Here is a 23069-nt window from a genome sequence, read left to right as displayed (position 1 = left end):
CGCCTCAAGGCGCTTCCGACACCGCAACCCCCTCCCGCCGAGGATCGGCCCCGCCGTCCCAGCGGCCGTCGCGCCACATCGCGCCATGCAGGCCCGAGGTCTCCGTGGCGTTGGGCCTCAGCCCCATGCCGGCCGCTCCCAGGGCTTGGGCGATGTCCGGCGCGATCTGCGCCGTATCGGCGCCGACCGAACCGCCCCGCACCACCAGATTCGGCAGGGCGATCGCCTCCTGGACCGGCAGGTTCCAGTCGATCATCCCCACCAGGGCCTTGGCCACATAGGCCAGGATGCTGGACCCGCCGGGCGACCCGATCGCCCCGACCAGACGCCCCTGCTGATCCAGGATCAGAACGGGGGTCATGGACGAGCGCGGCCGCTTGCCCGCCGCTACGGCGTTGGCCGCCGGATGGCCGTCTTCGGTCGGGGTGAAGGAAAAGTCGGTCAGTTGATTGTTCAGGAAGAAGCCCTCGACCACCCGCCCGTCGCCGAAGATGCTTTCGACCGTGGTGGTCATGCTGACTGCATTCCCGTCCGCATCGACGATGACCATGTGCGAGGTTCCGCCCGGCTCGGCCGTGGCGTCCGCGCTGCGCGGCGCAGAGCCGGGCGGCGCGCCCGCCGGAACCGGCCCGTCGACCTCGGGGACCAGGGCCGCGCGCTGGGCCACATAGGCGGGGTCCAGCAGGCCCGCGATCGGCACGCCCACGAAATCCGCATCGCCGACATAGCGGTCACGATCGGCATACATCAGCCTTTGCAGCCGGCCGAAGGCCACCCAGGCCTCGGGACTGTCGGCCCCCTTCTGGATGTCGGGCGTGTGTTCCGCCATGGCCAGGAACTGCAACAGGGCCACCCCGCTGGACGGCGGGGGCGGAACGCAGATCACATAGATTCGATAGGGCCGACACAGGGCGTCCCGGCGCAGCGGACGATAGGCGGCGATGTCCGCCTCGGTCAGGCCGCCCGGCCGCGGACCCTCGGCGACGGTGCGGGCGATCTCCCGGCCGATGCGCCCTCCGTAGAAGACGCCGGGCCCCTCGGTCGCCAGAGCCTGAACCGTCCGGGCGTAGGCCGGATTGCGCATCACGTCCCCGGTCCGGTAGCGGCGGCCGTCTGGGCCGGTGAACAGGGCGGTCGCCCAACGGGTCTTGGCCTGGGGCGATGACCCATTGATCATGCCCGCCAGGCGCGGACTGACCACAAAACCGTCGCGCGCCAGCCGTTCGGCGTCATCGAACAGATCGCGCCAGGCCAGCCGTCCCTGATCCTGATGGGCCATGGCCAGCATGGCCACCGCCCCCGGCGCTCCGGCCGATCGGCCCGACAGTATGGCGTCGGTGAAGGGCAGGGGCTCGCCGTCCTCATAGAACAGTTCGGGCGTGGCCGAGGCGGGGGCCGTCTCGCGCCCGTCATAGGCGGTGATCCGGCCGGTCTTGGCCTCATAGCTCATCAGAAAGGCCCCGCCCCCCAGGCCCGACGATTGGGGTTCCACCAGCCCCAGCACCGCCTGGACGGCGACCGCCGCATCCACCGCCGAGCCGCCCCGGCGCAGCACCTTCATCCCGGCCTCGACCGCCAGCGGGTTGGCGGCGGCGACGAACGGCCCCCGCGCGATCGACGGGGCCCCGGCCGGGTCCGACCGCGCCTCCAGCGAAGGCGCCGCGGCCGGGGTCTGGCATCCGGCCAGAAGCGTCGGGACGGAAACCGCCGCGACCAACAGGGACACGAGACGACGACGCAAAAACAACATTCAGGCGGTCCGACAGGGGAGGAGGTCCGGATGACGAGGCCCGCCAAGGGACCACGCCGATCAACACCGCTACAGAAACTGCATTCCCCCGCTTGCGTCCACCCCGTTCAGCGGCTAAAGACCCGCCCTCGCCGCAAGGCAGACGCACCCGTAGCTCAGCTGGATAGAGCACCAGACTACGAATCTGGGGGTCAGGAGTTCGAATCTCTTCGGGTGCGCCACTTCGGTTTAAAACCGAGAAATCCGCCAGCGGCGGCGTAACTCCCACCATCGCTAGACGCCAAGGCCCGCAGAAGCTCGGTTCGTGAGCCGATGATGCGCGCCTCGGTCTTGCTGATGACCTCCACCCGCTGCGTCAGGGCGCGCAGGTGATCCCGCCGATAGCCGCTGGTGCGATCCCGCAGCTTGCGCCGCGCGGCGCTGGCAAATCGGTTTAGGGCGTCCGGCGTAATCGTAGGCGCCAGCCGCTCCACGGACGCGCTGATCCGCTCAGCGTCTGCTCGGGCCTGATCGCGAACGCCGGAGAGTTCAGCGACCCGATCCTTCAGCGAGGCGTCGTCCGGCGACAGCAGACCGTTCTCGATAGCCTCGTAGAACCGATTGAGCTTGGCCTCCGCCTCAGTCGCGCGCTTGCGCATCTCCGCGATATGGCTGCGCCTTTGGTCAGCCCATTCCTCCCGACGATCCAAAAGCTGCTCCATCAGCGCGGCAAGTCTGTCCGGATCGAGCAGCCGGGTTTCCAGGTGGTCGATAATGGCGTCGTCCAGCTTGTCCATGGGGACGGCCAAGCCCGTGCATCCCGCCTCGCCCATGCGAGCCTTGGTCGAACAGGCGTAGTAGCGATACTGGCCGCCCGCCTGGCCCTTTCCTGTCCGCAGTGTCATGGCGCCGCCGCAGGCGCCGCAGAAGCAGATTCCGGTCAGCAGGTTCGGCCCCGTCGAGACACGCGGCGGCGTCCACTTCGGGTTCCGGGAAGCCAAGCGCGCCCGAACGGCCTCATAGTCCGCCTTTGAGACAATCGGCGGCACCGCCATGACGGCGTGCTCGGACAAAGGCGGGCGGCTTGGTCAGGGCCGCCTCAACCATGGATTGGAAGGATGGGCGGCGGTCGTCGGAGGCGGTGTTGCCCGGCTCGACATACTCCGCCGTCGCTTCCCAGCCCTTGGCCTCGCAATGCCGTTTTTGCAGCGGGGGGGTTGAACGCAGCGAGCTTTGACGTGCTCGCCACGCTGCGCCGGTCCGGGCCGCCCTATGCGCTTAGCCCGTCCGCCCTGATCGACTGGACGATGGTTACCTCCGGCACGATGACCAATCGGATCGACCGTCTGGAAAGGGCGGGGCTGGTCTCGCGCTCACCTGATCCCAGCGACGGCCGGGCAAGCGTCGTGGCTCTGACGGACGAAGGCTTCACCCTGATCGACGCATTGATCGGCGAGCACGTCGCGAACCAGCATCGCCTGATGGAGGGTTTGGACAAGAGGGAAAGCGCCGAACTCGACAGGCTGCTCGCCAAATGGCTGGCTTGCTTCGAGGAGTCGAAGTCCGCCTAAGGGAGGGGATCGGTTAAGGCGCTGCTGTCGTCAGCAATTCGACCGCGCGCGTGATTTCGTCTTCGTCGAGGTTCGCAAAGCCGAGACGGAACGCCTGGCGCGCCGTCGCAGTATCGATGCAGAGCGCGACGCCCGGCGTCACCGCAAGGCCGAGGCCGCGGGCCGTCTTGCTCCAGCACTCGGCGTCGACGCCATCCGCCAACCGCGCCCATAAGGCGAGGCCGCCCGCCGGGATCGCGAAGGACAGCCGGCTTCCCAACCTGTCGCCCAGGAGCATGGCGAGATGATCGCGCCGCGAGCGGTAGATGCGGCGGGTCTTGCGGACATGACGGCCGAGATCGCCCTCGGCGAACAGGGTCGCGACCGCATGTTCGATCGGCATGTCGCCCTGCCGGTCGATCGCCTGCCGCGTGTCGGCCATCCGCTGCACGAGGCTCCTTGGTCCGGCGGCGTAGCCGAGCCGGATACCGGGCGCCAGCACCTTGGACAACGACCCGACATAGACCAGTTTCACCCCGGAGCCGGCACGCGCGGCGAGCGGGAGCACAGGCCGGCCGTCGAAACGGTATTCGTGATCGTAATCGTCCTCAATGATCGCAAGGGGGTGACGAGCGGCAAGGTCTATCAGGCCGATCCGCCGCGCGGCGCTCATTGTCACCGTCGTCGGATATTGGTGGTGGGGCGTGACATAGACCGCGCGCAGTCCCGGCGTGGCGGCGAGCGCGGCCTCCAGATGCGTCAGCGATAGGCCTTCGCCATCGACCGGGATCGGCACGACGCGGGCGCCCGCCGCGCGGAAGGCGGAGACGGCGAGCGGGTAGCCCGGCTCCTCCACTGCGATCGCCTCGCCGGGTGACAGCAGGACGTTCGCGGCCAGAAACAGCGCCATTTGGCTGCCACGTGTGACGATGAGGTCGTCCGCCGAAACAGTCATGCCGCGTTCGCTGGCGAGATGCCCGGCCAGGGCGTCGCGCAGGGCCGGCGCGCCGCGCGGATCGCCATAGCCGCCCGGCGTCAGGAAATCGGGCCGGCGGAGCGCGTGGCGCACGGCGCGGGCAAGTTCGGCAGAGGGCAGCAGACGGGCGTCCGGAACGCCGTCGGAAAAGCGCAGCATGTCGCGATCGGCCGCGACACGGGACGGCTTCGTGGGCTGTGCGGCAGGCGGCGGGGAGCCGTTGCGCCGGGCCCCGCTCTCGACCGGCAGGTCGCGGGCGACGAAGGTGCCGCGCGCCGCCTCGGTGACGAGCCATCCCTGCATCGCTGCTTCGTGATAGGCCGCGTCGACCGTGTTACGATGGAGTTTCAGCGTGGCCGCCAGCGTGCGCGTACCCGGCAGGCGCTGGCCGGGCTTCAGCCGGCCTTGCTCAATCGCCTCGATAATCGCCTGTGAAAGTCGGAGGAATACCGGCTGTCCAGACGCCTCGTTCAGGCCAAAGACGATTTCCTGCATCAACTGGCCTGTCGAAATTCTGAAAACTGGCCGTGATTGACCATCCAGTTTCGCTTTACTGAATCCGAAAGGTCCAATCAAATCAGGAGAGCAGCCGTCATGCTCCGAACCGCCGTCGCGCTCCGGCATGTCGCATTCGAGGATCTGGGATCGTTTCAGACGGTGCTGGAGGCCGCGGGTTACAAGGTCCGCTATTACGATATCGGCGTGGATGCGTTGTGGACGCTGGACCCGGTCAAGACCGCGCTGGTGATCGTGCTGGGCGGCCCGATCGGCGTGTATGAGACCGAGCGCTATCCGTTCTTAGCCGAGGAACTGAACTTTCTGCGTGCGCGGCTAGCCGAAGGGCGCCCGACGCTCGGCATCTGCCTCGGCGCGCAGTTGGTCGCGGCGGCGCTCGGCGCCGCCGTCGCGTCGACCGGCGCCAAGGAGATCGGCTTCGCCCCCCTGACGCTGACGCCCGCGGGGGCGGCCGGGCCAATGCGCCATCTCGCCGACGTGCCGGTACTGCACTGGCACGGCGATATGTTCAGCATGCCTGCCGGGGGCGAGCGACTGGCGCAGACGCCGCTTTGCGTTAATCAGGCCTTCTCGTTTGGTCACAATATCCTCGGCGTCCAGTTCCATCCCGAGGCGGACGTGTCGGATGGGTTCGAACGCTGGCTGATCGGCCATGCGTGCGAGCTGGCGGCGGCCGGCGTCGATCTGTGCCAAATACGCGAGGACGCCGCCAAATTCGGGCCTGCCCTTCGCGACGGCGGCCGCAAGGTGCTGTCCGATTGGCTGCAGGGGCTGCGGGCATGACGGTCGCCGCCAATCTGGAGAAAACCCGCGCGACGATCCGGGAGGCGGCGGTGCGCTCGGGCCGCGCGCCCGATGCGGTCCGCCTCGTCCTGGTCTCCAAGACCGTCTCCCCTGAGCGGATACGCGAGGCGATTCGGCACGGCCAGACCGACCTTGGCGAGAACAAGGTTCAGGAAGGACGCAAGAAGGCCGAAGCATTGGCCGATCTGCCACTACGCTGGTCGATGATCGGTCACCTGCAAACCAACAAGGTCAAGGACGTGCTGCGCTTCGCCGATGAGGTGCAGTCGCTTGACCGCCTGTCGCTCGCCGAAGCGCTGGACAAGCGGCTTCAGCATCTCGGCCGAGGCCTTGATGTGCTGGTCCAGGTCAATTCCTCCGGTGAAGCAAGCAAATACGGGCTGGCGCCTCAGGACGTATCGGGTTTCCTCAAGGATGTGGCGGCGTGTGACGCAATACGCCCCAAGGGCTTCATGACCCTCGCCACCTTTACGCCGGACGAGGCCGAGGTGCGGCGCTGCTTTCGCCTGCTACGCGACGTCCGCGACCGGGCGCGCCAGGACGCGCCGCAGGGCGCCGCGCTTGCCGATCTCTCGATGGGCATGTCGGGCGACTATCCTTGGGCGATCGAAGAGGGGGCGACCATCGTGCGCGTGGGCCAGGCGGTGTTCGGTCCGCGCCCGCTGCCGGATTCGCACTATTGGCCGTCCTGAAAGTCAGACGTCGCGCCAATCCCTATCGCCGCTTCGCCGGCCGGCCGAGATTATCCCTGGGCGGCGCGCAGGCCGTCGGCGGAGGCTTGCTGGAGAGCGGGCCGTTTTTGGCCGCCGGAGGCGATGATGCGGTCGATCCGGGCTTTTTCGGCGCGGAAGGCGGCCAGGTCGGCGCCCGACAGTTCGGTGCCTTCCTGGGTTTTGACGCCGGCCGGATTGATCCGCTGACCGTTGCGCCAAATTTCGTAGTGAAGGTGCGGACCGGTGGAGGCGCCGGTCGAGCCGACATAGGCGACGATCTGGCCCTGGCTGACCCGCTGGCCGGCGCGGATGCCGGCGCCGTAGCGGGACAGGTGGCCGTAGCCGCTTTCCAGACCGTTGTTGTGGCGAATGCGCAGCCAGTTGCCGTAGCCGCCCCAGCGGCGCGCCTCGACCACCACGCCGTCGGCGGGGGCGACGACCGGCGTCCCGGTGCCGGCGGCGAAGTCGATGCCCTGGTGCATCTTGCGATAGCCGGAAATCGGATGGGTCCGGAAGCCGAAGCCCGACGACACGCGCCGGAAGTTCTGCAGCGGGGTGCGCATCATGGCCGAGCGCAGGTTCTTGCCCGAGGCGTCGAAGAACTGCGCCTCTTTGGCGCCGGCCGGCTTGAAGCGATAGAAGGTCACGCCGCGCAGTTCGGCATAGACCAGATCGCCCACGGCGACGGTGCGGCCGGCCTCGGTCACGTCCCGGTCGAAGACCATGGTGAACTCGTCCGAGGCGCGGATGTCGCGTTGCATGTCGAACTTGGTGGCGAACAGTCGGCTGGCGGCGCGGACGATGGAGGCGGTGGCGCCCAGTTCGCGGGCGCTGGCGGACAGGGAGCGTTCGACGTCCCCCTTCAGCACCACGGTCTCGTGGGTGACCTTTTCCTCAAGCGAGCGCAGGCGCAGGGCGCCGTCGAAGCTGCGCGACACCGTCAGCTGGCTGGCCGGGCCGGTTCGCATGGTCAGGCCGATCAGGCGGGCGTCGCCTCGGCCGTCGCGCGGCTTGGCGATGGCGGTCTCGAAACGAAGGCCGGCGCGCAGGTCGGACAGGTCGAAGGCGTTGGCGACGGTGGCGGCGACGGCGCTGGCCTCTTCCGGGGCGACGCCGGTGCGGCGCACGGCCTCTTCAAAGGTTTCGCCGCGACGGATCTGGACGGGAACGGCCTCCGGGGCGGTCATGCCGGCCGGAGCATTGGCGGCGGCGAAGGCCTGAACCTCCATGGCGGCCATCTGGGCCGAGGAGGGGACGGGAACTTCTTCAGCCCTGGCGGGTTGATAGACTCTGCCGGCCAGAAGCGCCACCGAGACCGCGGCGGCGGCGGTCAGAGCGTGCGGGGCGAGGCGCATCGGCTGTCGGCGAGGGTCGAACTGAGCCATCGGTCTCGTCGTGCTGCAACGCCAGAGGCGTCAAACCATAGTCACCAAACTGCGCCGCATTCCTGAAAATGCGAAGGCTAGGCCTATACCTCGCCTGTTCCACTTTGGGAAGGCGGTTGCTTACAAGGCGTTAAGAGACGGCTCAAGCCCGTAAGGGTGCGTAGTCGTCCTGCCCCCGTTCCATAGGTTGCCCTCTTGTCGCCCCGCTTGGCTGCAACGGAAGATGAGAACGGACGTTGCGGACGCGCGTCTTCAAGGCGACGCTTGGGGCGTAAATCTTCATCGGGGGCAGCGATGGCGGTCTGGAAAATGGTTCTTTCGCTTTCCGGTCTGGACGTTTGACCGATACGACGACGCCATCCGACCGGTCGCGTCCGCCGTCCCGGCGGAACGATCCGCTGCGTCGGCTCGGCCGCGTCGCCGGCGTTGTGGTGCTGGTCGTCGCCCTCCTGCTTGCGGCGCTTTATCTGAATCGTCGAGCGGCGGCGCGCGAGGTGCTGGTGGGTTGGCTGGACCGGCGCGGGGTCCAGGCGGAGGTCGAGGTCGAGCGGATCGAGCTGGACGGCTTCGTCGGGCGTATCCGCATCGGCGATCCCAAAAATCCGGACGTGACGGTCGAGCGGGTCGAGGTGGACTACGCCGTGGCCTGGCCCTGGTCGAAGACGGGGCTGGGAGTGACGCCCAGCCGCGTTCGACTGGTCAGGCCGGTGATGCGCGCCAGTTGGAAGGACGGGAAGCTGGCGTTCGGATCGCTGGACCCGGTGATCAAATCCTTCACGGGCGGCCCGCCGCGTCCCGATGCGCGCGCGCCCCTGGTCATCCTCGAAGACGGCCGGGCGCTGTTGGAGACGGACTACGGCGCCGTGCGGATTCTGGGCGATGCGCGGGTGGACGACGGCAAGCTGATGCGGCTGAAGGCGGCGGTTCCGGCGACCGTGCTTCAAAGCGGCGAGGTTCAGGCCCAGGGGTTCGCCGCTGCGATCGATCTGACGACGACCGGCGACCGGGTGAAATTGAAATTGCGTGGTGAGGCCGAGCGTTTCGTCGGCGCCGGCCTGAGCGGGCGTCGGGCCCTGCTGAGCCTGGACGGAGACCTGCCTTATCCGGATTTGAAGACGCGACGCGGCGATGGTCGCGCGCGCCTCCATGCGCGTTTGACGGGCGAGGTTCTCGGCCTGGGGGCGACCCAGGCGCGTGATGCAGAGATCCAGGCCCGGTTCGACGGTCGAACCGCCGGATGGATCGAAGACTTCCAGCTGGACGGCGAGACCGGCCTGGCCTTGGCGGCGGCGGCCGTGGACGGCCCGGGGCTGAAGGCGACGCAGGCGCGGGTCCGGGCGGAGGGCGGACGCCTTGAGGTCAAGCGCGCAGACGCCCTGGGCTGGGGGCTGGAGACGCCGCTGGTCCTGACCGCCGAGGCCGGCGCGGCGGGCGGGGTCGAGGCGCGCGGTCTTTCGATCCGTTCCGGAGCCTTGACGTTGGGCGGGCGCGACGCGGCTTTCGAGGCGACCGGGCCGGTCAAGGCCGGCTTCGACCGTATCGGCTGGGGCGACCTGACGTTAAGGCGTGGGACCGCCGATCTGAGCCTGGACGTCGTCAAGGACGAGGCGGTCCGCATCGTCGCCCAGGGCGCAATCCGGTCGGCGGACGGCGCCTGGCCCCTGTTCGGGCCGGTCGGGCCCGACGACATCGCCGAACTGGCCGAGATGAAGCGGGCGTTGGGCGGTTTCGCCCTGAACGCCCCGGCGGTTCGCCTGGTCACAGGGTCGGCCGGGACGGAGGCCAGCGTCCTGCGACCGGTCACGGCCAAGCCCGCCAACGGCGGCGTGTTGACCCTGTCGCAGCCGGCGGGCCAGACCGCCTACGCCGCCGAGCCGGGACGGCTGGGCGGCGGCGCGCTGAGGTTGACGGCGACGCGGGGACGGGGACTGCCGGAAATGGCGGTGGACGTACCGCAGTGGCGGCTGACCGACGCCGGCTTCGAGGCTCAACTGGACGGCCGTGCGCGACTGGATTTCGACGTGGCGCGCGGGATCGACGCCCGGACGCGGGGGCTTCTGGCCCTTGCGGACGGACGGATCACCTACACCACCCCCGAATGTGCGGACCTGACGGTCGAACGGCTGGAGCTGGACGAGAACGACGTCCATGAAGTCGCCGGCGCCCTCTGTCCCAGGGACGCGCCCTTGCTCAGCGCCAAGGAGGGGGTCTGGCGCGTCGTCGGCGGCTTTGATCGCCTTTCGGCCCAGGCGCCCTTCCTGGGCATGCGGTTCGAAGGGGCCGCCGGTCGGGTGACGGTGGACGGCGCATCCTCCGGCGTGGGGCTGACGGCGACGGTGACCCAGGCGCGGGCGGTGGACGCCCTGACCCCGAAGCGGTTCGAACCGCTCGCCGCCGTCGGACAGGTGCGGCTGGCCGAGGAGGTGTGGCGCGGCGGTTTCGACCTGGAAGGGACCGGCAAGGCGGCAGGGGCCGCCATGGGGCGCTTGACCCTGACCCACGACGGCCGCAGCGGCGCCGGCGGCCTCCAGATTTCGGTTCCCCAGGTGACCTTCGTCGAGGGCGGCCTGCAACCAGCCATGCTGACGCCCCTGGTCGCAGACCTGGTGCAGTCGCCCGTGACCGGTTCGGTCGCCTTCGAGGGCCGGTTCGACTGGACCAAGACCGCCGAACCGACGTCGAGCGGGCGTCTGAGCGTGCCGGGGCTGGACTTCGTCAGCCCGGCCGGGGCGGTCAAGGGCGTCAAGGGCGACATTATCTTCACCAGCCTGACGCCGCTGATCACCGCGCCGGATCAGAAGCTGACGGTGGACAGTCTGGCCGTGGGGACGGAGGCGACGGATCTGGACCTGACCTTCGCCGTCGACGCAGCCGGGATCAAGATCTCCGCAGGCTCGGTTCAGGCCGGCGGCGGCGTCGTCTCGGTAGAGCCGTTCGTCGTGCCGCTGGACGCCGCCCAGCCCTATGACGGGGTGGTGGTGCTGGACCGGGTCCAACTGGGCGATGTGGTGGCCGACACCGGTTTCGACGACAAGGTGGTGCTGGATGCGGTGGTCTCGGGCCGTCTGCCCTTCACCATGGACCCCAAGACAGGACTGACGATCCGCAACGGGAGCCTGGCGGCGGTTCAGCCCGGGCGGCTGTCGATCAAGCGCGAGGTTCTGACCGATGTGGACGCCGGCGGAGGCGGGGCGGAGGTGCCGCCGAACATGGTCGAGGATCTGGCCTATCAGGCGATGGAGAACCTGGCCTTCGACGTGCTTAGCGCCGATGTGAACAGTCTGGACGGCGGGCGGCTGTCGGTCCTGTTCCGTATTCGCGGCCGGCACGCGCCGCCCCAGCGTCAGGAACTGCGTCTGACCCTGGCGGAGCTGATCAGTCGCGAATTCCTCAAGCGGGAACTGCCCCTGCCGTCCGGCACCCAGATCGACCTGACGCTGGATACGACCCTGAACGCCAATCAGCTGTTCTCGGATCTGCTGGCGGTGAATCGCGCCCGCCAAGGGCAGCAGGAAGAGGCGGCGCCGTGAGCCCGGCCATTCAGAGACCGTTCACGCGCAGCCGTGCTATTGCATCTTCAAACCTGATCGAGCCGGAGTCTAAGCCATGATCACCAAGCGCCAGTTGGCCGGACTGGGCCTCGGAGCCGCCGCCGCCGCCGTCGTCGGCTGCGCCCCGACGGTCCGTCTGGAGGTTGCGCCCATCCAGATCTACGCCAAATTGGACGCAGACGTGCGTGTCCGGCTGGATCAAGAGTTGCAGCAACTGCTGCAACAGAACCCCAACCTCTTCTGATCGCCTCGCTTTTTCCTGAAAGGACAGGCTGACATGAGCTTTCGCAGATTTATCGCCGTCGGCGCCGTCGCCGCCGCCGTCTCCATGGCCGGCGCCGCCCTGGCTCAGACCAGCGCCCAAAAGGCCATGATCGATCAGGCCAAGGCCGCCGGGGTCGTGGGTGAACAGGCGGACGGCTATCTGGGCTTTCGCACCTCAAGCGCCGACGCCGATCTGCGCGCGGCCGTCGAAGCGACCAACGCCGGCCGCCGCGCCGCCTACGCCCGCAGCGCCGCCGAGGCGGGCGCCACCCCCGACGTGGCCGGGGCCCGGATGTTCCAGAGCCAGCTTCTGCCCCGGATTCCGGCCGGCCAATGGTATCGAAACGCCCAGGGCCAGTGGGTCCAGCGCTGAGGTCTTGAGCGGCCTGACGCCTCAGGCCGCCGCTCGCCGCGCCGAAAGCGCGGGCTTCAGCAGTCCCTCCGCCAGGGCGCGCACCACCGGCACGGCGACGGCGTCGCCCATCAGCTTCAGGGCCGCGCTCTGGCTGGGCGGCAACAGATAGTCGTCCGACACGCCCATCAGGCGCGCCGCCTCGCGGCCGGTCAGCCGCCGCACCCGGGCGCGTCCCTCGTCGCAGACGACGACATATTGGCGCGACGAACCGCCGGCGGGCGTTCTGAGGCAGCCCGCCAGGCCGTCGAACCGGATTTCGAGACGCTGGACCTTGCGGCCGTTTTCTCGGCGAACCCGGCGATAGGCCGCGCCGACCGTGCGCCGGCCCGAGGCGATCGCCGCCTCCAGCCGGGCGCGGTGCAGCGGAGCGGCCAGGGCCAGGATCGCCTCGCCGTCGTCGAGCCAGACGGCGGTCTCGTCCGGTTCGAGCAGGGCGTCGAGATCAAGATTGCGGCGCGAGGGGACCGGCAGGCTCCACCAGGTCCAGGCGTCACGCGCCGCCTGCGGCAGACGGGCCTCAGCCGCGATCAGCCGGGACGAGTGGAAAGGCCCGTTCGGCGCGCGCGTCTGCGGCGCCGCCGCAGCAATCTCTTCGGCCATGGCGACGACGAACAGACGCGGGCGCGACTGGGGCAGCCAGTGGGCGGCGTCCATCTCCAAGGCCCCGATCCGCCAGCCGCCGGCCGCCATGGCCGTGCAGACGGCCGCGAAGTCCTCGCCCTGCGCTGCGCCCGAGGTCAACAGACCGATTACATTCTCCAGAACGATGATCCCGGGCGCGCGTCCCTCGCGCGACAAGCCCTCGATCAGACGCCAGAAGCCCCAGAAGGCGCCGGACCGCCCCGCCGTCAGCCCGCCGCGCCCACCCGCCAGGCTGACGTCCTGGCAGGGGGACGACGCCCAGGCCAGGTCCGGCGCGCCGGGCAGGTCCGCCGTCGTCAGGTCCCAGACGTCGCCCAGATGAAACGGGATCCGTGGATGATTGGCCGTGAAGGCGGCCGCCTTGGCCCGGTCCATGTCATTGGCGAAGACGGTCTCTATTCCCGAGACGCCGCCGGGATTCGCCCCGTTCAGGCCGAGGCCGGCCAAACCGCCGCCGGCGAAGAACTCGTATGCGGTCAGGCGAATCGACATTCCCGCACCATAACTCAGCCGCCGCCCTTGACCGAAGAGGATGTCGCCCACACTTGCTGGCCAATCGAGAGAGGTCTCCGCATGCGCCCGATCCCCGCCGCCCTGACGGCGATCGTTCTGGTCCTGCCCCTGCTGGCGGGCTGCTATGATCGCAAGGATCAAGCGCCGGAGGCGGCGCCGCCGCCCGAGCCCGCCCCCGTGCTGGCGGGCGTCGATCTGGGCAAGCCGGTGCGCGCTCTCGGAACCGAACCGTTCTGGAGCGTCGACATCACGCCGGACGGCCTGACCTATACCCGTGTGGATCAGCCGGCGCAGCATGCGCCGAACCGGGGCGCCACGGTGCAGGGCACGGTCGCCACCTACGCCACCTCGACCGACCTGAACGAAGCGCTCAACGTGGTCCTTATCGCCACGGAATGTTCAGACGGAATGAGCGACCGAACCTATCCCCTGACGGCCAAGGTCGAGATCGGCGACGACACCCTGACCGGCTGCGCCGCCTCGGTGGCGGCGTTGGCAACCAGAGACGAGGCCGGCTGAGTCACAGCTAGGCGCCTATCTTCAGTCGGTCGCTGCCCCGATGATCGCCTGTCTGAGCCAAGACGCCACCGCCTGAACCCTTTCGTCCTCCCAAGCTTCAGGGGTCGCGGCCAAATGGTATGGTTGCCCCTGGAGAATCGGACCGAAGGGATTGACCAGAAGCCCCGCTTCCAACTCGGGTCGCGCCAGCTCAAGGGCCGCGATTGCGGCGCCCCGGCCCGCTGTCGCGGCGGCCAACGCATGGGTGTCGTCAGAGAAGCGTGCGCCCTTTTCCACGGCCAATCCGCTTAGCCCAGCCTCCGTCGCCCATCGCTTCCAATCGGGGTCGTCCCCGGCGCGTCTCCAGTCGATATGAAGCAAGGGGACGCTAAACAGGTCGTCGACGCGGGTCAGGCGCAGACGAGGGCTGCTGACCACGCCGAAACGTTCCGAGACGAGCGGTTCTGACACCAAGCCGGAAAAGGGGCCGGCTCCATAGCGCACCGCCAGATCGGCTCCGCCTCCGTTGAGGTCGACCACGGCGTCGCTCGCGTGGAGCCGCAAATCCAAATCGCCGGCCTGGAAATCTGCGAGGGCCGGGATCAGCCGCCGCGCGGTGAAGAGGACGGGCGCGGTCAAGGTCACCGCCTTTCGCCGGTCGTGCTGCCGGATGTCCGCAAGCGTTCGTTCGAAGGCGTCGAAGCCGCCCTGGAGGGTTGGAAGAAGCGTTTCGCCGGCCTTCGTCAAGACCACCCGGCGGACCAGGCGAAGGAAGAGCGGCTGTCCCAGCCACTCTTCCAAAAGGCGGATCTGATGGCTGACAGCGGTCGGCGTCACGCAAAGCTCTTCGGCCGCGCGCCGGAAGCTCAGACGTCGGGCGGCCGCCTCGAACGCGCGCAAAGCCCCCAGGGGCGGAAGTCTTCGCGGTGTCCCTGCGGATGAATCCATTTCACCCATCTATCGAAAATTTTGCGTTCGTCAACCGTGCCTACACACAAATAAGCTCGCATGTCTTCCATATCACGTGAGTTCAGCTTGTCATGAGCCCCTCCATCCTAGACCCAATTCGCCTGCTTCACATCGACTCCAGCGCCCGGCAGGGAGAGTCCGGGCGCGACAAGCATGGATCGCATACCCGCCGCCTCAGTCGACGCTTCATCCATCGTTGGAGGGAGATGAGGCCGCAGGACATCGTCGATTATCTTGACGTGGGACGGACGCCGCCGACGCCAGTGAGCCAGGCCTGGATCGCCGCCGCCTTCTGTCCGCCTGAACTGCGCACGGAAGCTCAGAAGGTCGTATTGGCGGAGAGCGACGCCTTGACTGACGCCTTGATGAAGGCGGATCTCGTCGTCATCGGCGCGCCCATGTACAATTTCGGATTGCCCGCACCGCTAAAGGCTTGGATCGACAATGTGGTGCGTGTCGGGGTGACCTTCGGTTTCGATCGCGCGCGATCAGACGTTCCCTATTGGCCTATGCTGCCGACCGGCAAGCGTCTGATCATTCTGACGGCGCGTGGTGACTATGGTTATGGACCGGACGGCCGTTTGGCGCACATGAACCTCGTGGAGGCGGGGCTGAAGATTCCCCTTGCCTACATCGGTCTTTACGAAAGCGAAGTCGTCGCCGTTGAATACGATGAGTTTTCCGACGATCGTCTCGCCGCCTCGATCTCGGAGGCCGAGATGTCCGTGGATGCTTTGGTCGATCAGTTGGCCATGGCAGACTACCCCGCCACTTGAAGCGGCCCGACGCTTCACCACCAGTCGGCTTCGCGCAGGGTGCGGGCGTAGCGGCGGCTGACCGGGACGTTCAGCCCGCCCTCCAAGGTCAGGGTGGCGCGGCCGTCGCCGCGCTCGACGCCGCGCACGGCCGAACGGGCCACCCACCAGCTGCGGTGGGTGCGGGCGCCTTCCAGTCCCTCCAACTCTTCGACCGCGTCGGACAGGCGCATCAGGATCAGGTCCGAGCCGCGATCGGTGTGAAGGCGCAGATAGTGGTCCTCGGCCTGAACGGCGTAGAGGGTCGCGCCCTTCAGCCTGGGGGGCAGGCGATCCAGAAAGCGCGCCGGACGCGTCGGCTGGCTGGGCGGCGCGGCGTGGGTCTGGACCGGCTGGGCGCGTCCCAGGAAGACGTTGACCGTCGTCACCGCCAGGGTGACGATCAGGACCGGGCCGAACAGCTGGGGCAGGGCGGACAGGGGATAAAGGCGCTGGGCGAAGAAGAGACCCGTCGCGGCCCAGATGATCAGGCTCAACGGGCCGGTGATCACCGCCGTCATCAGGCCGATCGTCAACCAGGGCCGGTCGTCCACGTCGATGAAGCGGGTGACCAAGCCGCTGCACAGATGGCCCCAAAGGCCGCCCAGGATCATCATCAGAACCCAATAGGCCAGCCGTTCCAGATAGGGCGCGCCGGCGCTGCCGAAGGCGCCGGTCGAGGCCAGAAAGACTCCGACCAGGACCGCCACGACCAGGCCCCTCAGAAAGGTTCGACGGCGGTCGTCGGCGGGTGACGTCATGAGGGCCTTCTACGTTCGGAGTCCGATCTGAAACCATGATTTCCTCCAGGGCGGAAGGGGGTGGGCGTTCGCGAAACCGAGGTGGGCGTTCACGCAGGGGCGGATGCGGAAGGACCGGACCCCGGGCAGGAGGGCCGCCTTCATCCGGAGTTTTCCCGCCATGTCCCCCCGTCTCGCCCGTCATCTGCCGTCCGCCGCCGGTCTCTTCCTGCTGGGCGTTCCGATCCTCATCTATCTGACCCGAGACAATGGTCAGATCGCACGGCTGGGTTTCCGTCCGCACGCGCCGAAGCTGGACCTCTTGGCCGCCGCGCCGACGGCGATCCAAGTTCATGTGGCGGCCGCCCTGACGGCCCTGGCGATCGGGATCGTGCTGCTGATCGGGGTGAAGGGCACGCGGCTGCACCGGACGCTGGGCTGGGCCTGGGTGGCGGCGATGGGAACGACGGCGATCAGCTCCTTCTTCATTCACGCCATCAATCCCGGCGGACCTGCGGGCCTGTCCTTGATCCATCTGCTCAGCGGTTGGACGGTGGTCGGCCTGCCCATGGCGGTCTACGCCGCCCGTCGCCATAGGGTGCAGGCCCATCGGCGGGCCATGACCTCCATGTTCGTCGGAGGACTGATCGTGGCCGGCCTTCTGACCTTCCTGCCCGGCCGGCTGATGTGGGCGGTCTTCTTCAGCTAGAAGGCGACAGTCCCGCCACGGCGCGAAAGCCGGCCGCCGCGAACCGGACCATATAGTCGCCGGCCGTCTGAAGATCCCCGGATCGGGCGCGACCGCCCGACAGTCGGTCCAGACGTCCGGTCTCGCCCAGGGTCAGGGTCAGGGCGCCCGACAGATTGTGATAGCCCCAGTAGAGATCGACCTCGCTGGCCTCGGGCAGGACCTGGGCGATCAGTTCGATCAGCCGCCGGATGGCCGGGTCGAAATAGCGGGCCATGGTTTCGCCGCCGAAGGTTGGGTTGGCGTTGGTCTGGGCCACCAGGGCGGAATAGTGTTTCCAACCCGGCCCGCCCTTGAGCGACCATTCGAACGGCGGTCGCAGAAAGGCTTCCAGCAGCCCCTCCAGCGTCATGGGCCGCCCGGTCTCCTCAGCCTGGGCGGCGTAACGGTTGATGGCGGCGACTCGTTCATTGTTCCAGACCTCGGCGCGACGCAGAAAGACCGCGTCGAACAGGTCTCGCTTGGCCCCGAAATAATAGTGGACCAGGGCGGTGTCGACGCCGGCCTCACGCGCCACCTCGCGGATGGTGACGCCGTAGAAGCCGTGTTTGGAAAACAGATCCTCGGCCGCATCCAGGATCAGCTCGCGGGTTTCACCCGCCGCCTTGGCCTGGGCCTTGGGCGGACGGCCGCGCCGCGCAGGCGTCGCATCCGGCGCGGCCGTCTTGCGCCGGGCGGCGGCGACGGGACGGGGCGCGGCGGGGATCTGGCTCATGGCGGCGACGCTAGGCCAGGGTCGGCGCCGGTGCAACGGCGCCACGCTGCACGTTCCGTGTGGGCGGATGACGACGTTGCGGCAGCTCCGGGGTTTGACAGACGGTCGAAACCGGGTCAGGTTCAAGAAAATCATTGAACGCTGAATAAAAGCGTCAACCAGGCTGGAAACGACAAAGGGGTTAAGGATCATGAATCGTCATGTGAAGTGCGCGCTGCTGGCCGGCGCGGCGTGGGGCGTGCTGGCGGGGGCTTCCACGGCCCAGGACGCCGAGGCGGCGGCCCAGGCGGCCAACGCCGGACAAGCCAATATGGTGGACGACATCGTCGTCACCGCCCGTCGGCGCGACGAACAGCTGAAGGACGTGCCGGTGGCCGTCTCGGCGCTGAGCGCCGAGCGGCTGGAACAGACGGGCGCGACCAATATCACCGCCCTGCAGCAGCAGACGCCGAACGCCACTGTTCAGGTCGCGCGCGGCTCCAACTCGACCCTGATCAGCTTCATCCGCGGCGTGGGCCAACAGGACCCGCTGTGGGGCTTCGAGCCCGGCGTCGGCCTCTATATCGACGACGTCTATGTCGCCCGTCCGCAGGGCGCCGTGCTGGACATCTTCGACATCCAGCGCATCGAGGTGCTGCGCGGGCCGCAGGGCACCCTCTACGGCCGCAACACCATCGGCGGGGCGATCAAATATGTGACCAAGCGCCTGGGCGTCGATCCCAGCCTGACGGCGCGGGCCGAGGTGGGCTCGTACAATGAGCACAACTTCCTGCTGTCCGGCTCGGTCCCCGTCGGCGACACCTTCGCGATCGGGGGCGCGGTCGCCACCTATCAGCACGACGGCTACGGCCAGAACCTGAACACCGGCCAGGATCAGTATGACAAGGACGTCACCGCCTATCGCGCCAGCGCCGAGTGGACGCCGAACGACAGCCTGTTCTTCCGCCTGGCCTGGGACCGGGTCGAGGACGATTCCAGCCCGCGTCACGGCCACCGCGAGGTGAACTCGACCACCGGCGGCTATACGCCCCCGGCCAACGAATACGATACCTATGCCGGGATCACCGGCGAGCAGAAGGTGGTCACCGAGGGCGTGTCCCTGACCGGCGAGTACCGGGTCAACGACATGCTGACCCTGAAGTCGATCACCGCCTATCGCTCGGGCGACACCCAGACCATCATCGACTTCGACCAGACGCCCCTGCCGACCCTGGACGTGCCGGCCATCTATTCGGACGACCAGTTCACCCAGGAGTTCCAGGCCCTGTTCACCGGCGACCGCTGGTCGGGCGTGGCCGGCGTCTTCTATCTGGACGGCACCTCGTCCGGCGCCTTCGACACCATCGCCGGCAATCTGGGTCTGGCCATTGCGGCGGCGGGATCGGTGGACACCAAGTCCTTCTCGGTGTTCGGCGACTTCAGCTATGACCTCACCGACCGGCTGCACGTCTCGCTGGGCGGACGCTACACCAAGGACGACAAGGACGCCTCGGTCCTGCGCCTCTTCTATCTGGGCGCGACCCGCACCCCCTATACCGGCGGGACCGACCGGGCGATCTTCGCCACCCGGACCAACTATTCAGCGTCCGACACCTTCGAGAAGTTCACGCCCCGCGCCAGCATCTCGTATGACTTCAGTGAAGACATCACCGGCTACGCCTCGGTCAGCCAGGGCTTCAAGTCGGGCGGCTGGGACATGCGGGGCGACGCCGCCCTCGTGCCGCAGACGGTCGACGGCTACCAGCCCGAGACGGTCACCACCTATGAGCTGGGCCTGAAGGGTTCGGCCTTCGACCGGCGGATGAACTTCGCCTCGGCGATCTTCTATTCCGACTACAAGGACCAGCAGATCACGACCCAGCAGGTGGCCACGCCCCCGGCCGTCGGCATCGCCTCGGTGGTCGACAACGCCGGCGCCTCGACCATCTACGGCTTCGAGCTGGAAGGTTCGGCCTTCCTGACCGACGACATCACCGCCAACTTCTCGCTGGGCTATCTGAAGAACGAGTTCGACGAGTTCATCACCCGGATCACCGGCACGCCGGTCGATATTTCGGACACGCGCGAGCCGCAGAACTCGCCGGAATGGTCGGCCTATTACGGCATGACCTGGCGGGGCGACATTATGGGCGGGGAGATCCGGGTGACGCCGTCGCTGTCGTACCGGTCCGACTACCACCTGTTCGACACGCCGGACCCAATCCTGGACCAGGACAGCTATGTCCTGGCCGACGCCAGCGTGGTGTGGACGGCGCCCAGCCAGCGGTGGGAGGTCGGTCTGTTCGGCCGCAACCTGACCGATGTTCGCTACAAGGTCGGGGGCTACAGCTTCCCTGGCGCGACCTACAACAACTCGATCAGCGCCTTCTACGGCCCGCCGACCACCTATTCGGCCCGCCTGACCTACCGGTTCTGATCGCCACAGACGCCTGACGGAGGGCGGCGGTCCAACGGCCGCCGCCCTTTGCTTTGCAGGGGGCGGACTTGCGGCTAGGTTCGCCCCAACAAGAAGAACATGTCGAGGGAAACGCCGATGAGGACCGACACCGTGACGGAGGCGCCCGCGCCGCATCGACCGGGCTACCGCTACTATGTGCTGGCGGTGCTGATCCTGATCTACATGCTGAACTTCCTGGACCGGCAGATCATCGGCATCCTGGCCGCGCCGCTGAAGGAAGAGTTCGGCATGTCCGACAGCCAGTTCGGTCTGTTGGGCGGCATCGCCTTCGCCTCGGTCTATTCGACCCTGGCCATTCCCCTGGCCTGGCTGGCCGACCGGTTCAGCCGGGTCTGGATCATGACCGGGGCGCTCGCCGTCTGGTCCGGCTTCACCGCCCTGTGCGGCATGGCGGGCTCGTTCGGCCAGCTGTTCCTGTGCCGGATGGGGGTGGGCGTGGGCGAGGCGGGCGGGGTGGCGCCGGCCTATTCGCTGATCGCCGACTATTTCCCGCCGCATCAGAGAGCGCGGGCCCTGGCGGCCTTCGCCTTCGGGATTCCGCTGGGCATGGCGGCCGGGACGCTGGTCGGGGGGCTGCTGGCGGCGACCTACGGCTGGCGCACCGCCTTCATCGTCGTCGGTCTGATGGGCGTGCTTGTGGCGCCCCTGCTGCGGCTGACGGTGAAGGATCCGAAGCGCGGCGGAACCGATGCGGTCAAGACCGAGGCCCGGGCTGCGGCCCTGGCGGCCGCGCCGGTCGGCACGGATCGGGTCGGCAGGATCGCGGCCCAGGTCATGCTGGGCCTGGGGGCGGGGCTGCTGATCCTGGCGGCCTTGAGCTGGCTGTTCGGCCTATCCCTGGGCAATCCGCTGGTCCTGGGCTTCGGCGGCCTGCTGGCGGGGGTGGTCGGCGCATCGCTGATGGTAGCGCGTCTGACCGCCTCGGTGGTGATCAGAAAGCCCAGTTTCTGGCTGCTGGCGCTCGGCGCGGCCTCGTCCTCGGTGTGCGGCTATGGGGTGGCGGGCTGGCTGCCGCTGTTTTTCATGCGCAGCTTTGACCTGACCCTGCGTCAGACCAGCTGGTATTATTCGGGCATTGTTCTGATCGGCGGCCTGCTGGGCATCTGGCTGGGCGGGACGATCGCCGACAAGCTGTCGAAGAAGGGCAAGGGCGCCTATCCCCTGACCCCGGCCGTGGCCTTTCTGATCTCGGCGCCCTGTTTCATCCTGGCGATGAACTCGCCCTGGCTGATCGGCCTGGTCCTGCCGGGCGGGGGCAGCCATGCCCAGCAGCTGATCCTGGCCTTCCTGATCTTCCTTCTGCCCACGGGGCTGAACCTGGCCTGGCTGGGGCCGATCACGGCGGCGGTCCAGCATCTGGTCCCGGCGGCCATGCGCTCCACCGCCTCGGCCCTGTTCCTGCTGATCAACAACCTGCTGGGGATCGCGGTCGGCTTCTACTACTTCGGCTGGATGAGCGACCTCCTGGCGCCCCGGTTCGGGGAGGAGAGCCTGAGGTGGGCCATCTACACGGGCATGAGCTTCTATGTGCTGGCGGCCATTCTGCTGTTTGGGGCCTCGCGGACGCTGAAGCGGGACTGGGTGGACTAGAGCCTGATCCGTTGAGGAGGAACCGCTTCGCGGTTCCGCTGAAACGGTGAATCAGGCTCCAGATTGAAGCGAGAGCATGATTCACGCTTCTGCCGGAACCGCGAAGCGGTTCCGTCCGAAACGATCATGCTCTAAAGGGTCATAATCAGACGGTTGCACCTGCGAAGGCGCGGAGCCTATAAGCCCCGCAAACTCTTCCCAGCAAAGATTGCGGCGGTCTCCATGAACATCCACGAATATCAGGCCAAGCAGGTTCTCAAGGGCTTCGGCGCCCCCGTCGCCGAGGGCGTGCCCATCACCTCGGCCGATCAGGCCGAGGCCGCCGCCAAGCAACTGCCTGGCCCGCTCTATGTCGTGAAGTCGCAGATCCACGCCGGCGGCCGCGGCAAGGGCAAGTTCAAGGAACTGCCCGCCGACGCCAAGGGCGGCGTGCGCCTGGCCTTCTCGATCGAGGAAGTCGTCGCCCACGCCAAGGAGATGCTGGGCAACACCCTGGTCACCGCCCAGACGGGCGAGGCCGGCAAACAGGTCAACCGCCTCTATATCGAAGACGGCGCCGACATTGATCGTGAGCTGTATTGCTCGCTGCTGGTCGATCGCGCCTATGGCCGCATCGCCTTCGTCGTCTCGACCGAGGGCGGCATGGACATCGAAACCGTCGCCCACGACACGCCCGAGAAGATCCAGAACATCGTCATCGACCCCGCCACGGGCGTGACCGAAGCCGACGTCGCCGCCATCAACGCCGCCTACGGCCTGACGGGCGCTGCGGCCGAAGACGGCAAGTCGCTGTTCCCCGCCCTGTACAAGGCCTTCGTCGAGAAGGACATGGACATGCTGGAGGTGAACCCGCTGATCGTCATGAAGGACGGCCATCTGCGCGTCCTGGACGCCAAGGTCAGCTTCGACGGCAACGCCCTGTTCCGCCACGAAGACATCAAGGCCCTGCGCGACGAGACCGAGGAAGACGCCAAGGAAATCGAAGCCTCCAAGTGGGACCTGGCCTATGTCTCGCTGGACGGCAACATCGGTTGCATGGTCAACGGCGCCGGCCTGGCCATGGCGACGATGGACATCATCAAACTGTACGGCAAGGAGCCGGCCAACTTCTGCGACGTCGGCGGCGGCGCCGGCAAGGAGAAGGTCGCGGCGGCCTTCAAGATCATCACCGCCGACCCGAACGTCCAGGGCATCCTGGTCAACATCTTCGGCGGCATCATGAAGTGCGACGTCATCGCCGAGGGCGTGGTCGCGGCCGTGAAGGAAGTGGGCCTGAAGGTGCCGCTGGTCGTGCGTCTGGAAGGCACCAACGCCGAACTGGGCAAGAAAATCCTGAACGAGTCGGGCCTGACCATCCAGGCCGCCGACGATCTGGACGACGCCGCCCAGAAGATCGTGGCTGCGGTCGGCTAAACGTCAAGAGATCGTCTTTGATGCTCTGACGGCGGCGCTGCTTGCAGCGTCGCCGTTTCTCGTTGCGGAGGGCTGCGACGCCCCGC

20 protein-coding genes and 1 tRNA gene are annotated in these 23069 nt (G+C 67.9%); 13 read left to right on the top strand and 8 right to left on the bottom strand.

Annotated elements, in window-relative coordinates:
- Positions 1-4: 4 nt before the first annotated feature.
- The gene (locus AC07XS_RS06555; RefSeq protein ID WP_182713854.1) at positions 5-1750 is read right to left on the bottom strand and encodes a gamma-glutamyltransferase family protein; all 1746 of its coding nucleotides are present in this window, start codon (positions 1748-1750) and stop codon (positions 5-7) included.
- 144 nt (positions 1751-1894) lie between these two features.
- On the opposite strand from AC07XS_RS06555, the gene AC07XS_RS06550 reads away from it, so the two are divergent.
- Positions 1895-1971, top strand: a tRNA-Arg gene (locus AC07XS_RS06550).
- Here the strand turns inward: AC07XS_RS06550 and AC07XS_RS06545 are convergent.
- Positions 1942-2784: a recombinase zinc ribbon domain-containing protein gene (locus AC07XS_RS06545; RefSeq protein ID WP_182713904.1), complete on the bottom strand. Its 843-nt coding sequence runs from the start codon at positions 2782-2784 to the stop codon at positions 1942-1944. The two genes, AC07XS_RS06550 and AC07XS_RS06545, sit on opposite strands and share 30 nt — an antisense overlap.
- Before the next feature lie 63 nt (positions 2785-2847).
- On the opposite strand from AC07XS_RS06545, the gene AC07XS_RS06540 reads away from it, so the two are divergent.
- On the top strand, positions 2848-3300 hold the full coding sequence (locus tag AC07XS_RS06540) for a MarR family winged helix-turn-helix transcriptional regulator (RefSeq protein ID WP_182713855.1): 453 nt from the start codon (positions 2848-2850) through the stop codon (positions 3298-3300).
- 13 nt (positions 3301-3313) lie between these two features.
- Here AC07XS_RS06540 and pdxR read toward each other — a convergent pair whose 3' ends face one another.
- A complete protein-coding gene (gene pdxR, locus AC07XS_RS06535) occupies positions 3314-4750 on the bottom strand; it encodes a MocR-like pyridoxine biosynthesis transcription factor PdxR (RefSeq protein ID WP_182713905.1) in 1437 nt (478 codons plus the stop codon).
- A gap of 99 nt (positions 4751-4849) precedes the next feature.
- Here pdxR and AC07XS_RS06530 point away from each other — a divergent pair, with 99 nt between their 5' ends.
- Both AC07XS_RS06530 and AC07XS_RS06525 read left to right on the top strand, forming a co-directional pair.
- The gene (locus tag AC07XS_RS06530) at positions 4850-5554 is read left to right on the top strand and encodes a glutamine amidotransferase (protein ID WP_182713856.1); all 705 of its coding nucleotides are present in this window, start codon (positions 4850-4852) and stop codon (positions 5552-5554) included.
- On the top strand, positions 5551-6267 hold the full coding sequence (locus tag AC07XS_RS06525) for a YggS family pyridoxal phosphate-dependent enzyme (RefSeq protein ID WP_182713857.1): 717 nt from the start codon (positions 5551-5553) through the stop codon (positions 6265-6267). Before AC07XS_RS06530 ends, AC07XS_RS06525 begins: the two co-directional genes overlap by 4 nt.
- Before the next feature lie 50 nt (positions 6268-6317).
- Here the strand turns inward: AC07XS_RS06525 and AC07XS_RS06520 are convergent, their stop codons facing one another.
- Positions 6318-7673, bottom strand: coding sequence for a M23 family metallopeptidase (locus AC07XS_RS06520; protein WP_182713858.1), 1356 nt, complete (start codon positions 7671-7673; stop codon positions 6318-6320).
- A gap of 338 nt (positions 7674-8011) precedes the next feature.
- On the opposite strand from AC07XS_RS06520, the gene AC07XS_RS06515 reads away from it, so the two are divergent.
- The 3 genes from AC07XS_RS06515 to AC07XS_RS06505 all read left to right on the top strand — a co-directional run bounded on the left by AC07XS_RS06515 (position 8012) and on the right by AC07XS_RS06505 (position 11861).
- A complete protein-coding gene (locus AC07XS_RS06515) occupies positions 8012-11203 on the top strand; it encodes an intermembrane phospholipid transport protein YdbH family protein (RefSeq protein WP_321207986.1) in 3192 nt (1063 codons plus the stop codon).
- Between the two features lie 76 nt (positions 11204-11279).
- Complete coding sequence (locus AC07XS_RS06510; protein WP_182713859.1) at positions 11280-11468, top strand: YnbE family lipoprotein; 189 nt, start codon at positions 11280-11282, stop codon at positions 11466-11468.
- 33 nt (positions 11469-11501) lie between these two features.
- Positions 11502-11861, top strand: a complete 360-nt coding sequence (locus tag AC07XS_RS06505) for a DUF1318 domain-containing protein (RefSeq protein WP_054764279.1) — start codon at positions 11502-11504, stop codon at positions 11859-11861.
- Between the two features lie 21 nt (positions 11862-11882).
- Here AC07XS_RS06505 and AC07XS_RS06500 read toward each other — a convergent pair whose 3' ends face one another.
- Positions 11883-13037 (bottom strand): DNA cytosine methyltransferase, encoded by a 1155-nt coding sequence (locus AC07XS_RS06500; RefSeq protein WP_182713860.1) that lies wholly within the window; start codon positions 13035-13037, stop codon positions 11883-11885.
- An 81-nt stretch (positions 13038-13118) separates the two neighbouring features.
- Between AC07XS_RS06500 and AC07XS_RS06495 the strand changes: the two genes are divergently transcribed.
- Positions 13119-13577: a hypothetical protein gene (locus tag AC07XS_RS06495; protein ID WP_182713861.1), complete on the top strand. Its 459-nt coding sequence runs from the start codon at positions 13119-13121 to the stop codon at positions 13575-13577.
- A gap of 21 nt (positions 13578-13598) precedes the next feature.
- Here the strand turns inward: AC07XS_RS06495 and AC07XS_RS06490 are convergent, their stop codons facing one another.
- Entirely contained in the window at positions 13599-14504 is a 906-nt protein-coding gene (locus AC07XS_RS06490) for a LysR substrate-binding domain-containing protein (RefSeq protein ID WP_182713862.1), read from the bottom strand.
- A gap of 92 nt (positions 14505-14596) precedes the next feature.
- Between AC07XS_RS06490 and AC07XS_RS06485 the strand changes: the two genes are divergently transcribed.
- Positions 14597-15301 (top strand): NAD(P)H-dependent oxidoreductase, encoded by a 705-nt coding sequence (locus AC07XS_RS06485; RefSeq protein WP_182713863.1) that lies wholly within the window; start codon positions 14597-14599, stop codon positions 15299-15301.
- Positions 15302-15315: 14 nt separating this feature from the next.
- Here AC07XS_RS06485 and AC07XS_RS06480 read toward each other — a convergent pair whose 3' ends face one another.
- The gene (locus tag AC07XS_RS06480; protein WP_182713864.1) at positions 15316-16080 is read right to left on the bottom strand and encodes a LytTR family DNA-binding domain-containing protein; all 765 of its coding nucleotides are present in this window, start codon (positions 16078-16080) and stop codon (positions 15316-15318) included.
- A gap of 160 nt (positions 16081-16240) precedes the next feature.
- Here AC07XS_RS06480 and AC07XS_RS06475 point away from each other — a divergent pair, with 160 nt between their 5' ends.
- On the top strand, positions 16241-16768 hold the full coding sequence (locus AC07XS_RS06475) for a DUF2306 domain-containing protein (RefSeq protein ID WP_182713865.1): 528 nt from the start codon (positions 16241-16243) through the stop codon (positions 16766-16768).
- On the opposite strand, the gene AC07XS_RS06470 is transcribed toward AC07XS_RS06475, so the two are convergent.
- Positions 16761-17522 (bottom strand): TetR/AcrR family transcriptional regulator, encoded by a 762-nt coding sequence (locus AC07XS_RS06470; protein ID WP_182713866.1) that lies wholly within the window; start codon positions 17520-17522, stop codon positions 16761-16763. The two genes, AC07XS_RS06475 and AC07XS_RS06470, sit on opposite strands and share 8 nt — an antisense overlap.
- A 190-nt stretch (positions 17523-17712) precedes the next feature.
- On the opposite strand from AC07XS_RS06470, the gene AC07XS_RS06465 reads away from it, so the two are divergent.
- The 3 genes from AC07XS_RS06465 to sucC all read left to right on the top strand — a co-directional run bounded on the left by AC07XS_RS06465 (position 17713) and on the right by sucC (position 22983).
- A complete protein-coding gene (locus AC07XS_RS06465; RefSeq protein WP_182713867.1) occupies positions 17713-19938 on the top strand; it encodes a TonB-dependent receptor in 2226 nt (741 codons plus the stop codon).
- Between the two features lie 117 nt (positions 19939-20055).
- A complete protein-coding gene (locus AC07XS_RS06460; protein WP_182713868.1) occupies positions 20056-21570 on the top strand; it encodes a spinster family MFS transporter in 1515 nt (504 codons plus the stop codon).
- A 222-nt stretch (positions 21571-21792) separates the two neighbouring features.
- Complete coding sequence (gene sucC, locus AC07XS_RS06455; RefSeq protein ID WP_182713869.1) at positions 21793-22983, top strand: ADP-forming succinate--CoA ligase subunit beta; 1191 nt, start codon at positions 21793-21795, stop codon at positions 22981-22983.
- Positions 22984-23069 lie beyond the last annotated feature (86 nt).

It is taken from the genome of Brevundimonas sp. GW456-12-10-14-LB3 (assembly GCF_059424365.1).
This window is presented reverse-complemented; position numbering and strand designations above follow the sequence as displayed.